At 39.7% G+C, this 15,745-nt stretch carries 12 protein-coding genes; 2 read left to right on the forward strand and 10 right to left on the reverse strand.

Annotated features, from left to right (window positions below; genetic code table 11):
• The first annotated feature begins 151 nt into the window (after window positions 1–151).
• Entirely contained in the window at window positions 152–1,366 is a 1,215-nt protein-coding gene (locus F936_RS02040; RefSeq protein WP_005037899.1) for a hypothetical protein, read from the forward strand.
• Between the two features lie 62 nt (window positions 1,367–1,428).
• Here F936_RS02040 and murI read toward each other — a convergent pair whose 3' ends face one another.
• The 9 genes from murI to hutC form a co-directional block, all read right to left on the reverse strand.
• The gene (gene murI, locus F936_RS02045) at window positions 1,429–2,229 is read right to left on the reverse strand and encodes a glutamate racemase (protein ID WP_005044363.1); all 801 of its coding nucleotides are present in this window, start codon (window positions 2,227–2,229) and stop codon (window positions 1,429–1,431) included.
• Window positions 2,230–2,344: 115 nt separating this feature from the next.
• Window positions 2,345–4,171 (reverse strand): DUF885 domain-containing protein, encoded by a 1,827-nt coding sequence (locus F936_RS02050; protein ID WP_005044364.1) that lies wholly within the window; start codon window positions 4,169–4,171, stop codon window positions 2,345–2,347.
• 251 nt (window positions 4,172–4,422) lie between these two features.
• Window positions 4,423–5,343 carry a formimidoylglutamase gene (gene hutG / locus F936_RS02055; RefSeq protein WP_005044366.1) on the reverse strand — a complete coding sequence of 307 codons (921 nt, stop codon included), beginning with the start codon at window positions 5,341–5,343 and terminating at the stop codon, window positions 4,423–4,425.
• An 11-nt stretch (window positions 5,344–5,354) separates the two neighbouring features.
• Entirely contained in the window at window positions 5,355–6,560 is a 1,206-nt protein-coding gene (gene hutI / locus F936_RS02060; protein ID WP_005044368.1) for an imidazolonepropionase, read from the reverse strand.
• Between the two features lie 51 nt (window positions 6,561–6,611).
• A complete protein-coding gene (locus F936_RS02065; protein WP_005044370.1) occupies window positions 6,612–8,024 on the reverse strand; it encodes an amino acid permease in 1,413 nt (470 codons plus the stop codon).
• A gap of 64 nt (window positions 8,025–8,088) precedes the next feature.
• Window positions 8,089–9,627, reverse strand: coding sequence for a histidine ammonia-lyase (gene hutH, locus F936_RS02070; protein ID WP_003654215.1), 1,539 nt, complete (start codon window positions 9,625–9,627; stop codon window positions 8,089–8,091).
• A gap of 87 nt (window positions 9,628–9,714) precedes the next feature.
• Window positions 9,715–11,394 carry a urocanate hydratase gene (gene hutU, locus F936_RS02075; RefSeq protein WP_005044372.1) on the reverse strand — a complete coding sequence of 560 codons (1,680 nt, stop codon included), beginning with the start codon at window positions 11,392–11,394 and terminating at the stop codon, window positions 9,715–9,717.
• Between the two features lie 249 nt (window positions 11,395–11,643).
• Window positions 11,644–12,219 carry a HutD/Ves family protein gene (locus F936_RS02080; RefSeq protein WP_005044375.1) on the reverse strand — a complete coding sequence of 192 codons (576 nt, stop codon included), beginning with the start codon at window positions 12,217–12,219 and terminating at the stop codon, window positions 11,644–11,646.
• Window positions 12,216–12,968: a histidine utilization repressor gene (gene hutC / locus F936_RS02085; protein WP_005044377.1), complete on the reverse strand. Its 753-nt coding sequence runs from the start codon at window positions 12,966–12,968 to the stop codon at window positions 12,216–12,218. The genes F936_RS02080 and hutC overlap by 4 nt, the downstream gene beginning before the upstream one ends.
• Window positions 12,969–13,321: 353 nt before the next feature.
• Between hutC and F936_RS02090 the strand changes: the two genes are divergently transcribed.
• Entirely contained in the window at window positions 13,322–14,434 is a 1,113-nt protein-coding gene (locus tag F936_RS02090; protein WP_005044379.1) for an acyltransferase family protein, read from the forward strand.
• Between the two features lie 33 nt (window positions 14,435–14,467).
• Here F936_RS02090 and zigA read toward each other — a convergent pair whose 3' ends face one another.
• The gene (zigA, locus tag F936_RS02095) at window positions 14,468–15,697 is read right to left on the reverse strand and encodes a zinc metallochaperone GTPase ZigA (RefSeq protein WP_005044382.1); all 1,230 of its coding nucleotides are present in this window, start codon (window positions 15,695–15,697) and stop codon (window positions 14,468–14,470) included.
• Between the last annotated feature and the right edge of the window lie 48 nt (window positions 15,698–15,745).

Below are 15,745 nucleotides of genomic sequence, written 5' to 3' on the forward strand. Positions count from 1 at the left end.
TATCTAAATCAATATCTTATATACAAAAACCAACAAAAACACTCGGATTTATAGATATGAAATTATGGTATAAATCACGCTTCGAAATTTACTTGATAACTATTAATTTCGACTATTACAAAAACTTTCTAATTATAAGGAGTGACTTATCATGGCTAATGGATTCCCAGAAGGAAACTTTAGAATCATTAACAAAGAAACAGGTGCATGTATTTCAAGTCTGTATGGTGGCCAGACACATGGCTTACAAGATGCTGTAACTGCACGTGGTGAAACGGGTGTCTTACCTTACTCTCATACAAATGACCGTGAATTTACGGTACATGACAAGGTTAAAAACATAGAAGAAGAGCTTTGGTATTTTGACAGTCACGCAGACGGCTGGGGTCGTAGAGTGAATATGCTTTATAACAAAGTGACTGATATTCGCTCTAGTTGGGCTCTCGGTGCTCGTGTTGAAACAGATGCGATTGCATATAAATTATTATATAAAGATTTAGAAAATTTCCTTAATCTTTTACCAAAGCAAGATGAAGAAACACTCGCCCACTTAAAAACCAGTGATTGTCTTGATATTGTTGGTTTATTAGAGACATTTATTCATAGTAACGGCGAAGAAAATATTAAATCCGAACTTGTTGGTAAACTTGATGAGACTAAGCTGAACGAATATTTAAATGCCGTACTCGCTCATGAGTCAATTCGTCGTATTGAGCAAAAGTTCCATGAATATGCTTCCTCTCCTTGGCTCTTTTTAAATATTCCTGAACTTAAAGGTTTGTCTGAAAATCCTTTCGCTCAGCATAACGAACAACTCTATAAAATTATTCTTGCCGCTGTGCAATTAGATGTCTTGGATCAAAAAGATTGGACTACAAGGTCAGAGTTCCGATTGCATTTACGCCATGACAATATCGATGCTCTTCTAAAAAATATGAAGAAAGAGAGCATGATGGAACTTCATGTAAAAGCATATAAAGAATATGAAAATACTCAAGACCTTAAAAAAGAAGCCGTAAAAGTCCTTCTAGAGCTTAGAAAAACGCTAGATTTACATACGAATGAAAAAAATATGGATACGGTCAAAAAGATTTTAAAGGTAAGCTTAAAATCAAATGAGTCTTTTGAACAACTGCAAACAGCGTTAAACAGTACCAATGGTAAAGAATTAAAACCAGTTAATTGGCACAGTGGCGATGTTTTCTTGCAAGGCGCGGGTCGCCAGTACCAAACTAAATGGGCATTTGAAGATGGTTATATCTTTGTAGAAGGCCAACCAGATGCTGTACTAACACATCTCTGGGGTTCATCTGTAGGTATTAGTCAACGATCTAATGACCCAAAACAGCGCTGGGAATTGAAATAAGCTTAATTTGAACTAGTACATAAGATGGTAAGAGAAAATGCTCTTACCATCTTTTCGAGAGCTTATTTTCCTACAGCTTTTACTGGTAAATGCGTACCTAACAAAGAAAAAGTAACATCCGCAACTTCCAACGGGTCTGAACTGGTCCAAATAATATGATTCCCTTCATTTGAGCTTTCAGAACTTAAATGATATCTCTTTAACTGGCGGATTAAATGCGCTGTAACTGCTTCTGAAGGCTCAAGAATTTGTATATCACGACCTACAATTTCCTGAATAATGTTTGAGACAAATGGATAGTGTGTGCATCCTAAAATAATCGTATCGACTTTTTGCTCGACCAGCGGCGCCAAAATATTTTTTAAATAATCTTTAACTTCCGCTGTATGTGCTTTACCCGTTTCAATTTTTTCGGCTAAACCAATACAAGGTACTAAAGACACTTTAATATCTTGCGCATACGTTTCAATTAAACTTTTTAAGTTTTTGCCCTTTACCGTAGTTGCAGTTGCCAAGACAGCAATATGCTTGCTCATGGTTATTGCCACCGCAGGTTTTACCGCGGGTTCTATGGCAATTAGTGGCACATTAATTTGCGCTCTAATTGTTTCAATCGCTACAGCCGTCATGGTGTTACAAGCAATCACGATCGCTTTGCATTTACCCTGAGCAACTAGATTTGAAATTAGATGCGTGGTTCGTGAAACAATCCAGTCGCTTTCTTTGTCTCCATACGGGACATACTTCGAGTCAGCGAAATAGATAATGTCTTCATTCGGAAGTGCCTGCCGAATGTACTTAAATAGAGACAGCCCGCCTAAACCAGAATCAATCATTCCAATCGGGTTATTCTTCTGGTTCATTATTTTTCCAATTTAAAATTCTAAAAGAAACTATATTTTTCATTATTATATTCTGTTTTCTATCTGTTTTTAAATCAGGCCCAACGAGGACCTGACCTAAATTTTGAATTTTATTTTAAGCTGCCGCTTTTTGTTCCTTAATCCAATTTTTAATACGTGCATCCAATATATTTAAAGGCAATGTTCCTGCATTTAAAATCATGTCATGGAATGCTTTGATATCAAAACGATCTCCGAGCTCATGTTTAGCTAACTCTCGTAACTCTAAAATTTTTAGTTGCCCCATCTTGTATGCCAATGCTTGGGCAGGAACAGCAATATATCGATCTGTCTCTGCCTGAATATCTGGTTCATCTAAAGCAGAATGATCTCTCATGAAATCAATCATTTGCTGACGGGTCCATTTTTTATAATGTACACCTGTGTCAACCACTAACCGACAAGCACGGAACAACTCACTCGATAATCTTCCATAGTCTGAAAGTGGGTCTTTATAGAAACCAACATCTTTACCCAGTTGCTCTGCGTAAAGTGCCCATCCTTCAATATAAGCTGTGTGGTTAGGCTGCTTGCGGAACATTGGCAAATTTGGCAAGTTTTGAGCTATATCAATCTGCATATGATGCCCAGGAATAGCCTCATGGTAAGCAGTCGCTTCCATTGATATTTTTGAACGTTCAGAGAAGTCCCCTGTATTCACATACACTTGTCCAGGTCGTGAACCATCAGGTGTTCCTTGGTGATACTCCGCACCTGCCGCTTCCTTTTCTCGATATTGCTCTACAGGCAGAACTTCGACTTTATTTTTGGGTAATAAACCAAACAGCTTCGGCAACTCTGGTTGCATTTGGACAATATATCCCCGATAAATCTCTAAAATTTCTTCACGAGATTTTGGGAAAACAGCGGGATTTGTTTTTAAGGACTGTTGGAAACTTTTTAAGTCGCTGAAACCTTGTGCTTTGGCAATTTTAAGCATTTCAGCTTCAATACGAGCAACTTCTTTTAATCCGAGCTGATGAATAGTTTCAGGGCTTTCCAAGGTTGTCGTATTGTTTTCTACATAAAAGCGATAGAGCTCGTCACCTTTTGGCAAGCTCCATATACCCTCGTGTTGTCGTCCATAGGGTAAGTAATCTTTCTGAATAAACGTGCCAAGTTTTTGATAGGCAGGCCGAACATTCTGATCTATGGCCTGTAGTATTTCACGGCTTAAGCGCTCTTGTTCTGCTTTCGGAATATTATTTGGAAATTGCTTTAATGGAGAAGCAAAAACACTGTCCTTTCCTGCTGGAGTTGCAATGCTATCAATCTGCTTTGCCACCTTTTCAATTAAATATTTCGGTGGTATCAAGCCATCTTTTTGCCCTTGTTTTGCTAACTGAATACCTTGATCAAGAATAAGAGGGATTTGTTTTAAACGAGCAATATAGTCTTGATATTGCTTCGCATTATCAAAGGGAATCGAACTAATAAACCCCGGAAATTGTAAATGTAACCCCCACATTTGATTGAAAGGCATCTCATAGAGTTTCAAATCATAACTTTTAAGTGTCTCTTTCAACTGATAAATCATTAAATCTTTATTTAATTGATCAGTTGCTGAAAACCCTGTGCTATCAATTGCTTCAAAACGTTTTAAAAAATTTTGAGTACTTTTTTTATCTTTCTCGATCTGATTTTTTGAAAGCTCAGTCCATCGATTGTTGTAGCGTAAATCGCCTAAAGTAGTGGCAGTTTCAGGATTATTTTTTAAAGTGTATTCCCATTGCTCTTGTAAAAGCTGGTTTAAAGCTTTCACCCGAACAGAGACACCACTGTTTTGTTTAGATTGTGATTTTTCGATGGTATTTGTATTAGTTTCGGGGGTTGCAGCATCAGAAGAATGAGACATCCAAAATAAAACACTGATACAAGCAAAATGTAAGGTTCTGTTTTTCATTTAATTATCCAGAAATATTTAACGAAGGTTAAAATAAAGACAAAACAAATTACGTGCCAAGCAGCATATAAAATAGTGTAAAAATCGAGTATTTTTTAACTCAATGATTTTATAAATTAATTTTCTTTCTAATTAAATTATTTATAGTTGCTATCTATATTCCGTAGCTGACTTTAATGGTTCAGAAACTTAAAAAAGTGCACATGAGCGATCTCAGTGCACTTTTTAATTTCTACATTAAAAATTGGTTCTCAAGAAAACAAATATTGATAAACAATATAGGCAGCCAGTTTTGCTGTTCTATTGTCTAAATCAAATTTTGGATTGCACTCAGCAATATCTAAAAGTTTAATTTTTCCAGTCTCTTGAATATGCTTAAAAATTGCTTCAAAAGTGGCTAAATCAATTCCTTTTACAGCTGGTGCACTTACTCCGGGTGCAACCGCGGCCGCGAAGACATCTAAATCAATCGTAACGTACAAACAGTCTACTTTTTCAATAAAAGCATCAACCGCCGCAAGTACGTTGTTTAGGTTAAAAATATTAACCTCATGATCACGTAAATATGAGCAATTTAGAGCATCGGCAGTATCAAACAAAACTTTAGTATTGGCATGGTTAGCTACCCCAATACATAAATAATTAAATTGTTTTTGATGGTGTTCTGAAAGTCGAGCTGCCTGTAAGAAAGGTGTACCAGAGGTTGCATGCTCTGCTTCACGCAAATCAAAATGGGCATCGAAGTTAATAATTCCTATTTTTTGTTCAGGCGCATGTGCTTGTACATATTGGAATAAACCGCTAAAGCTACCAAATGCGACTTCGTGTCCACCGCCCAATACAATCGGTTTTAAACCAATTTGCAAGCTGTTTGCGACTTGTTCAGCTAACTCAGCTTGTGCTTGCTCTAAATTCTCATATTCGCAGGTCACTGTACCCAAATCGACCAGACTGACTGGTCGATGAATAGGTAAATTGGCAAGCTGGTTACGGATTGCATCTGGAGCATCTGCCGCACCGACTCTACCTTTATTACGTTTCACGCCTTCATCAGAGCTAAAACCAATCAGCGCAAATTCAGCATGTTGAGTTTTGTTGATAATATGATGAATGCGTTGGTGTGCTTCACCTTCGCCATCATGGCGGCCTTGCCATTTAAATGTGTGATTCATGGTGATACCGTTTAAAAAATAACTTCTTGTCCATGCTGAATTACTCGCTTAGGCAAATCTCCGCCAAGCCAGTAAACAATTTCAGATGGATGCTCAATATCCCAAGCCACAAAGTCAGCGACTTTACCCTGCTCTAAACTACCATGCGTTTGCTCTAAACCGAGTGCTTGTGCAGCATGAATGGTGACACCAGCCAATGTTTGCTCAGGTGTTAAACGGAATAGTGTGCTGCCCATGTTGAGCATTAAACGTAAAGAAAGTGCTGGAGATGTGCCCGGGTTTAAATCGCTCGACAGTGCAATACGCACACCATGTTTAATTAGACTTTCAACTGGTGGATATTGTGTTTCACGTAATAAATAAAAGGCACCCGGCAATAGCACAGCAACCGTACCCGACTCTGCCATTGCTTTAACATCATCTTCGGTCATGTACTCTAAATGGTCGGCTGACAAAGCATGATAACGTGCTGCCAAGCTTGAACCACCTAGTGATGAAAGCTGTTCCGCATGAAGCTTAACGGGTAAATTCAAAGATTGTGCCGTTTTAAAAACACGTTCAACCTGAGCTGGTGAAAAGGCCAAATGCTCACAGAAAGCATCAACAGCATCGACTAAACCTTCAGCATGCAGTTTAGGCAGCATTTCTGTACAGATATGCTCGATATAAGCATCGCTTTGATCTTTGTACTCTGGCGGTAAAGCATGAGCAGCCAAACAAGTACTTTTTACCGTCATTGGCAAGACTTCACCAATTTGACGAATGACGCGTAGCATTTTGCGCTCATTTTCGTAATTGAGTCCGTAACCAGACTTAATCTCGATGGTGGTTACACCATCTTGTTGCATACAGCGAATGCGCTTAAGTGCTGAATTTAGTAATTGTTCTTCACTGGCTTCACGCGTTGCACGCACTGTACTTGCAATGCCACCACCGCTTGCTGCAATTTCAGCATAGCTCACACCTTGCAAGCGTTTTTCAAACTCAACACTACGGTTGCCACCAAATACACTATGCGTATGACAGTCAATAAACCCTGGGGTAACCCAAGCGCCATTTAAATCAACTGTTTCGGAATATGTGTCGGTAGGAAGTTGTTGTTGTTTTCCAATCCAATGAATGAAGTGCCCTTCTGTGACAATTGCAGCATCTTCAATGTAGGAGTATTGCCCATTTTGCATGGTCGCAATGTGGCAATTTTGCCAAAGTTTTTTCATTAGCCTTTCCTCAAAACTGCCCAATAGTTAAACCATTGGGCAGTTCATTTGTTAGCTTTCTATCTCAACATTTTGATGGATAGGATTACTTTTCTTGCCCAAGTTCTGGTCTGGTTTTACCCATATGCGATAAGCAATAGTTAAGAGTATAAGCCATGTTATACCTACATAAATTGCAGGACGTGAATCAGGGAAATAACCCATCATGACTAAAATGAACATCATAAAACCAATCGCGAACGCAGGTGCATATGGCCAACCCCATACAGGGAAATCAAGCGCCTTAATTTCAGCAGTAGATAATTTACGGCGCATCGCCACTTGCGAAAGCAAAATCATGAGCCAAACCCATACAGTTGCAAAAGTCGCAATTGATGCAATGATCATGAATACGTTTTCAGGAATAAGATAGTTCAGTACCACACCCGTCAATAGCACACCAGCCATCACCACAACAGTCATCCATGGCACACCATTACGTGACAATTTTTGGAAAACTCGAGGTGCTTGACCACGGTTTGCCATGCCATAAAGCATACGGCCTGCGCCAAATACATCACTGTTAATTGCTGAAACAGCTGCTGAAATCACGACAATATTTAAAATATTTGCTGCTGATTTAATGCCTAAATTTTCAAAAATCTGGACAAATGGACTACCTTGGCTACCAATTTGGTTCCATGGGAAAATCGACATCAGAACAAAAATCGTGAGCACATAAAAAAGTAAAATACGAACCGGAACGGCATTAATTGCTTTTGGCAAAGTGGTTTTCGGATCTTGAGACTCACCCGCTGTAATGCCAATAATCTCAATACCACCAAAGGCAAATACAACTACAGATAAACATGCCACCAAACCTGCAATACCATGCGGCATAAAACCGTCATAAATCCATAGGTTTGAAATACCCGGTACGATATTGCTATGATCAGCTTGGAAGCCATAGAACATAAGCCCTAAACCACCTAGAATCATGGCAACAATGGCAGTAACTTTGATAATGGATAACCAGAATTCGAGCTCGCCAAAAACCTTAACGTGAATTAAGTTAATAGCGCCTAAAAACATAATTAACGATAAAATCCAGATCCACCGTGGCACATCGGGATACCAGAATCCCATATAAATACCAAAAGCAGTGACATCGGCAAGTGCAACAATCACCATTTCAAAAACATAAGTCCAACCTGTGGTGAAACCTGCCAGTGGACTAATATACTGTGATGCGTAGTGACTAAATGAACCAGATACAGGGTTATGGACAGCCATTTCACCCAGTGCGCGCATAACAATATAAATTGCAATCCCTGCAACAATATACGCTAGTAATACTGAAGGCCCAGCCATTTTAATGGCAGTTGCCGAACCATAGAAAAGCCCAGTTCCAATTGCTGAGCCCAATGCCAAGAAACGAATGTGACGGGTGTTCAACCCCCGCTGTAGTGTGGAGTTTTGTGACATTATAATCTCCAATCCTTGAGGATATTTAGTTAGATTCGGCCACTCCATGTGACCGTTTTATTAATCACACTTCAGATAAACTAGGGAGTAGGTTTGGAATAATTAACTCGTTTAGACAACCACTCGAAAGTAATTCACTTGCCTGTTCAATATCAGGAGCAAAGAAACGGTCTTCGCTGTAGTACGGCACTTGAGCGCGCAAGATTTTACGGGCTTGTTCAAGTTTAGGCGAGCTTTTTAGGCCTTCACGGAAGTCTAAACCCTGACAAGCGCCTAACCATTCAACAGCTAGAATGCCGCGAACGTTATCGGCCATTGGCCAAAGTCGTTTACCAGCGTTAGGCGCCATTGAAACATGGTCTTCCTGATTCGCTGAAGTCGGTAAACTATCAACACTCGCCGGATGTGCAAGTGCTTTGTTATCACTCGCAAGCGCTGCTGCTGTAACTTGAGCAATCATGAAACCTGAGTTAACGCCACCATTTGCAACTAAGAACGGTGGAAGCTGTGACATGTGGCGGTCCATCATCATCGAAATACGACGTTCTGAAAGTGAACCAATTTCTGCAATTGCCAATGCCAGATTATCTGCTGCCATAGCAACAGGTTCTGCGTGGAAGTTACCACCAGAAATCACATCACCTTCTGCTGCAAAAACAAGAGGGTTATCAGACACTGCATTTGCTTCAATTGCTAAAACTTCAGCAGCCTGACGGATTTGAGTTAGACATGCACCCATCACCTGTGGCTGACAACGCAATGAATACGGGTCTTGAACTTTGCTACAGTCTTCGTGTGAATGCGCAATTTCACTTGATTCTGTTAAGAGGTCACGATAAGCCGCAGCCACATCAATTTGACCACGTTGACCACGTACTTCATGAATACGTGCATCAAACGGTGAACGTGAACCCAGCATTGCTTCAACACTTAAACCACCGCATACAGTTGCAGCAGCAAATAAATCTTCAGCTTCAAACAAACCACGTAAAGCATAAGCGGTCGAAACTTGTGTACCGTTTAGAAGTGCCAAGCCTTCTTTAGCTGCTAAAGAAATTGGCTCTAAGCCTGCAATTTTTAAAGCTTCAACTGCTGGTATCCATTCACCTTTATAACGCGCCTTACTTTCACCCAACAAAATCAATGACATATGTGCAAGTGGTGCCAAGTCACCCGAAGCACCTACTGAGCCTTTAAGAGGAATATGCGGATAAACTTCTGCATTGATTAAAGCCAACAATGCATCAATGACTTTACGGCGAATACCTGAGAAACCACGTGCCAAGCTATTTGCTTTCAATAGAATAATTAAACGAACCATTGCATCATCAAGTGGCTCACCTACACCTGCTGCATGCGAAAGAACCAATGAACGCTGTAATTGTTCTAAATCTTCAGGAGCAATCTTGGTTGAAGCAAGTAAACCAAAACCTGTGTTAATGCCGTAAGCTGTACGCCCTTCATTTACAATCTGTTCTACACAAGCCACGCTTGCGTTGATTGCAGCTGAAGCACTGTCATCTAATTTAACTTTAATCGGGTTGAGGTAAGCTTGACGTAAATCAGCTAAGGTTAATTTTCCCGGTTGGATCAATAATTCCATGTTGGCTTCCTAATTTTTGGCACTATATTCTGCTGAGACGGTGCTTTTCACAATTGCAAAAAGCACCGCTAGTTTTTCCATGTGTTTTTATTGAGTGATCATTGGCAAGTTTAAGCCTTGCTCTTTCGCACAGTTAATCGCAATTTCATAACCTGCATCGGCATGACGCATAACACCTGTTGCAGGGTCATTGGTCAGTACGCGAGCAATACGTGCAGCAGCGTCATCTGTACCATCACACACAATCACAACGCCTGAATGTTGAGAGAAGCCCATACCTACACCACCACCATGGTGTAAAGACACCCAAGTTGCCCCGCCTGCTGTATTTAACAATGCATTTAATAAAGGCCAGTCTGATACTGCGTCTGATCCGTCTTGCATTGCTTCAGTTTCACGGTTTGGACTCGCAACTGAACCTGAGTCTAAGTGGTCACGCCCAATCACAACTGGTGCTGATAATTCACCACTACGAACCATTTCGTTAAATGCCAAACCAAGTTTTGCACGTAAGCCCAGACCAACCCAGCAAATACGCGCTGGTAAGCCTTGGAAGCTAATGCGTTCACGTGCCATGTCTAACCAGTGATGCAAATGTTCATCATCAGGAATTAACTCTTTCACTTTGGCATCTGTTTTATAAATGTCTTCTGGGTCACCAGAAAGCGCTGCCCAACGGAATGGACCAATACCACGGCAGAACAATGGACGGATATATGCAGGAACGAAGCCAGGGAAATCAAAAGCGTTTGCTACGCCTTCTTCTTTCGCCATTTGACGAATGTTATTACCATAGTCAAATGTTGGAACACCCATTTTTTGGAAATCGAGCATCGCTTGTACATGCTTCGCCATCGACTGTTTTGCAGCTTTTACAACAGTTTCTGGTTCTGTTTTCGCACGTTCACGGTATTCATCCCAAGTCCAACCTACTGGTAAGTAACCATTCAGTGGATCATGTGCACTTGTTTGGTCTGTCACCATGTCTGGACGTACACCACGGCGCACAAGCTCAGGTAAAATCTCTGCAGCGTTGCCATGAAGTGCAATTGAAATAACCTTGCCTTCTTTCGTGTAACGGTCGATACGCGCTAAAGCATCATCTAAATCAGTTGCTTGTTCGTCTACATAACGCGTACGTAAACGAAAATCGATACTTGCTTGTTGGCATTCAATGTTTAAAGAGCAAGCGCCTGCAAGCGTTGCAGCTAAAGGCTGAGCGCCACCCATACCACCTAAACCGGCAGTTAGTACCCAACGACCGTTTAAATCACCATTGTAATGCTGACGACCAGCTTCAACGAAAGTTTCGTAAGTGCCTTGCACAATGCCTTGGCTCCCAATGTAGATCCATGAACCCGCTGTCATTTGACCGTACATTGCGAGTGCTTTTGCATCTAACTCGTTAAAGTGTTCCCAGTTTGCCCAGTGCGGCACAAGGTTTGAGTTTGCAATTAAAACGCGTGGTGCATCTTTATGAGTTTTAAATACACCTACTGGTTTGCCTGATTGAACTAATAGAGTTTCATCAGTTTCAAGATTTTTTAAAGTATCTACAATTTTGTCGAAACATTCCCAGTTTCGTGCTGCACGGCCAATACCACCGTATACAACCAACTCTTTCGGGTTTTCTGCAACGTCCGGATCAAGGTTATTCATCAACATACGTAATGGCGCTTCAGTTAACCAACTTTTAACTGTCAATTCAGTGCCGCGTGGCGCACGAATTTCTACATCACGAAATTTTGTTGTCGTTGTTGTTGTCACAGGCGGACTCCTTCCTTTGAGCTTACATCAGCAGAACATCACTTGTTTCCGCATTTGTATAGTAATGTATTAACTTGTATATACATCCATATACTACACAAATATTTTAAAACGTGAAGAGGGTTTCAAATATTTTTTAAAAAAACTAAATAAGCATATGAATTAAAATAATTTATTTTTACAAGCCGCATAAAAAAAGCACATATCCTTTCACTAGACATGTGCTTTTAAAAAATAACTTATTTAGTTTTAACGTTGAATTAACTCAATAACATAACAATTTTTTGACCAATTCTGAGGGAAATGGACTGATGTAATCGCAGTGGTTTTCTCAATTTTTAAAGTCTCATTAGCAGTGAGTACAAAGGTTTTATCCTCAATCGCTACTTCAGTGCCAGAACCACTATTAAAAATGAAAATCAGGTCTGCCGAGCTTAAAAAAGTCTGTGCTTCTGTACCGTCTACTCTCTGAAAGCGGGCATGAAATTTTGCAGGATCATAAATTAAATTTAGATCTCGAATTGCACCGTCAACCAGTTCACTATGCACCTGACTTTCACCATGAAAAGCAAAAATATCACCTAGCTTTAACGACCTAGCAGGCAGATCATCGACATGTAACTCAATACCTTTCCCATCAAGTACAGTAATAATTCGCTGCTTATTTGGGAACAAGGAAAATGGTCCAGAAGTTGTCACATCTGCCATCGAAATTCGCCAATCAAACTCGATTTCACCTAGGCTTCGCGCAATTTCCAAAGTATAGCCTGCACCATTTTTCCAAAGCATTTTTGTATATTGGTCTGCCTTGAGTACTTCAATCATTGCGTAAATTTGCCTTCGAGATAATAACGACTGCCAGGATAAGTCAGACGGGCACTAGAAATGAGTTGCTTATTGGACCATGTACGACGGCGAATGAGTAAACATGGTTCAGTTTTAGTGATTTTTAGCCACTTACACTCTTGCGGAGATGCTAAAACGGCTTCAACAATATGCTCACCTTCTGTCACAGGTGCTTTTGCCATTAAGTATGCATTTGGAGTAATGGTTTTAAAATCTTGTTGTAGATAATCTGGAATGAGTGCTGCATCAACCAAACGATCTTCGACTTGAACGGGCACATCATTTTCATAATGCACAATAATTGAATGAAACAGCTTTTGCCCTTCACGAGTCTGCATTAATACACTTTGCTCTGCATTTGCATAAATTTGTTCTAAAATTAAAACTTCAGCATGGTGTTTATGGTTACGGGCGATAATCTCTTCGGCAATATTATTAATTTGAAAAAGTGCGGTTCGGCCTTGCCCTTCAGCAACAAAAGAACCAACACCCTGTATACGTACCAATAAACCCTCAGTCGTTAACTCTCGTAGCGCACGATTGACTGTCATGCAACTGCAACCAAGTTGATTGACCAACTCGCTTTCAGAAGGAATTTTTTTATTTACAGCCCAAGACCCTTCATAAATCTTTTGTGAAATCAGCTGTTTGACGCGTTGATATAAAGGAACTGGACTATCAGCTTCAATCGAAAGCTCAGCATGTTCTTGTTTTGATGTTCTGGGCATAACAAATACTCAAAAAGGCAGCAGGCAAAATCATATTTTAGTTGACATGCTATGTATATACAACCACATACAATATGTTAATTTATGAATTAAATAGATCTTAAAAAGTTTAAAAAATAAACATAGTTCAACAAGAGCTAATTTAAAGTTTTATGTAGATAAATTCAAATATATAAAGGTTTTATCAATATTTATTTAATAATTATTTCTGCTATGCCTTTGCTCCATTCAAAGATGAAAAAAGTATGATCCTTTTAGATTTACGAAATGATGCTTAAAAATTTTATTTAAAATAACTGATCGATAGTATTCTTCTGCCACACAGTATATTAATAAAACTGGAAGCACATCGAATGCGTAATTATAAAATAGATATTCTTCGAGGAATCTCTATCCTTTTGGTTCTTTTACATCACTTTAATATTCCCTATAAACTTAAAGATACATGGTTAGGTTTTAATTTTTTAGGTGAAGCATTTAGTACCTTAATCGCAAGAAACGGAAATTATGGCGTGACCATGTTTTTTGTGATTTCGGGTTTCTTAATCACCCATCACACTTTAAAAAGAGACAAACAATTCTCCGCAATTAACCTCAAACATTTTTATATCCGACGAGCAGCCCGCATTTTACCGTGTCTGGTTTTACTCATTCTAGGTGTAAGTTTACTTGGGTCATTTGACTTAAAACCCTTTGTAAACCAAGCACCGAATGGCATTGAGGTCTCATACCCCTTAACCATATTTGCAGCTTTAACCTTCTGGATGAATATCCTGATTATCAAATTTGGTTGGGTAAACTACGCTTTGGGCGTGTTGTGGTCACTCTCTGTAGAAGAAGTTTTCTACTTTGTATTTCCATTATTGTGCTTACTCACGCGTAGTAATAAGGTATTTATTGCCGTGCTTATTGGAGTAATTTTATATGGGCCTTATTTTAGATCTCTACATTTTGGAGAAGAAAGCGGTGCCTATTTATATCATTATTTTTCGAGTTTTGACGGCATAGCCATTGGTTGTTTAACTGCGATATTTTCTCATACATATCAACCCAATTGGACTTATAAAAAACCTCTTTCGTGGTTAATTATTTTGAGTATGACAGCCCTTTATTTATATGCTCCTATTAAAGAAGTCAGTACATGGGGTATTAGCTTATTTGCTTTTGCTACTGGTTTGTTGATTTTGTGTTTTCAACATCCTTCCGGAACGCAAGCGCATAGTTTATTTGCCAAAGTTATGGTCTGGTTGGGGCAAAGAAGTTATGAAACTTATTTGTTTCATCTAGTTGTGCTGGGTCTTATGAAAGTTGCTTTTATTCCGGCTCAAACCGACTCTAGCATCAAAATTATGCTTTTAATTGGCTATCTGATTCTAACTTTCATCATTAGCGCAGCAATTGAAAAATATTATTCCACCCCGCTTAACAGCTACATTCGAAAGGTTTTCATTAAAGACAAATCATAAAAATAAGCCCCTTTAAAATAGGGGCTTATTTAATTAAGCGATCAACATAGTTTCATCTTCTTGCTTAAAAGGATTCGACCAGCTCTGCCAAACTTGTGGACCTAAAGCCATTTCTTCATCACTTAATAAACAATGGTCTAATCTTTCTATCAAAGCTTGCTCATCCATTTGCATACCAATGAGAACCAGCTCCTGACGTGCATCACCTGTTTGAGCGTCCCAAACCTTTTTAATTTGTTCGATGCTGTCTAAATCACTCGGCCAGTCTTCTTCTGCAACGGCGGCCCACCAATAACCTGCTAAGCCGTGTCGAGCCATTGCGCCCGCTTGCGACCATGAATAAGCCAATGTCGGTTCGGCAGCCAACCAGAAAAAGCCTTTGGAACGGACGACTCCCGGCCATTCAGCCTGTACTAAATCATAAAAACGCTCTGGATGAAAAGGTCGACGCGCACGGTAAACAAAGCTACTGATTCCATACTCTTCGGTCTCTGGCGTATGCTCACCACGCAATTCTTTTAACCACCCCGGCGCTTGTGCAGCTTCATCAAAATCGAATAATTGTGTATTTAAAATTTTATCTAAAGCAATCTTTCCAAATTGAGCAATTTCAATTCGGGCACGCGGGTTTAGAGTTTTTAAAATTGCGATGAGTTGCTCTTGCTGAGCTTGATCAATCAAATCAATTTTATTCAGCACAATCACATCACAAAACTCAATCTGATCGATAAGAAGATCAACCACAGTTCGTTCATCTTGTTCGCCTAGCGACTCTCCACGTTGCTGCAGTGAATCGACTGAACCGTAATCTTTAAGAAAGTTAAAAGCATCGACCACCGTGACCATAGTATCGAGTCGAGCAAACTCATTTAAAGAATTTCCATTTTCGTCTTCAAAAGTAAAGGTTTCTGCAACAGGCAATGGTTCTGAAATGCCTGTTGACTCAATCACCAATTGGTCAAAACGGCCTTCGTCGGCTAAACGTCTCACCTCAACCAATAAATCTTCTCGTAGCGTACAGCAGATACAGCCATTACTCATTTCAACCAGCTTTTCATCTGTTCTTGAAAGCTCCGCCCCACCTTCGCGTACTAATGCCGCATCAATATTGACTTCAGACATATCATTCACAATCACGGCAATACGGCGACCTTCGCGATTATTTAAAATATGGTTAAGTAACGTGGTCTTTCCTGCACCCAAAAAGCCAGATAAAACAGTGACAGGAAGTTTGGCAAATGAGTTGGCGATTGCAGTTCGCATGGCTTGTTCTCTTTGAATAATATTTAAAACTAATCATGACTAACCATT

The organism is Acinetobacter calcoaceticus DSM 30006 = CIP 81.8 (assembly GCF_000368965.1).
Classification (GTDB): domain Bacteria; phylum Pseudomonadota; class Gammaproteobacteria; order Pseudomonadales; family Moraxellaceae; genus Acinetobacter; species Acinetobacter calcoaceticus.

Excerpts from the sequence above, each read along its gene's own strand:
- F936_RS02040 (WP_005037899.1), top strand. The coding sequence starts at position 152 with ATGGCTAATGGATTCCCAGAAGGAAACTTTAGAATCATTAACAAAGAA.
- murI (WP_005044363.1), bottom strand. The coding sequence starts at position 2,229 with ATGAACCAGAAGAATAACCCGATTGGAATGATTGATTCTGGTTTAGGC.
- F936_RS02050 (WP_005044364.1), bottom strand. The coding sequence starts at position 4,171 with ATGAAAAACAGAACCTTACATTTTGCTTGTATCAGTGTTTTATTTTGG.
- hutG (WP_005044366.1), bottom strand. The coding sequence starts at position 5,343 with ATGAATCACACATTTAAATGGCAAGGCCGCCATGATGGCGAAGGTGAA.
- hutI (WP_005044368.1), bottom strand. The coding sequence starts at position 6,560 with ATGAAAAAACTTTGGCAAAATTGCCACATTGCGACCATGCAAAATGGG.
- F936_RS02065 (WP_005044370.1), bottom strand. The coding sequence starts at position 8,024 with ATGTCACAAAACTCCACACTACAGCGGGGGTTGAACACCCGTCACATT.
- hutH (WP_003654215.1), bottom strand. The coding sequence starts at position 9,627 with ATGGAATTATTGATCCAACCGGGAAAATTAACCTTAGCTGATTTACGT.
- F936_RS02080 (WP_005044375.1), bottom strand. The coding sequence starts at position 12,219 with ATGATTGAAGTACTCAAGGCAGACCAATATACAAAAATGCTTTGGAAA.
- hutC (WP_005044377.1), bottom strand. The coding sequence starts at position 12,968 with ATGCCCAGAACATCAAAACAAGAACATGCTGAGCTTTCGATTGAAGCT.
- F936_RS02090 (WP_005044379.1), top strand. The coding sequence starts at position 13,322 with ATGCGTAATTATAAAATAGATATTCTTCGAGGAATCTCTATCCTTTTG.
- zigA (WP_005044382.1), bottom strand. The coding sequence starts at position 15,697 with ATGCGAACTGCAATCGCCAACTCATTTGCCAAACTTCCTGTCACTGTT.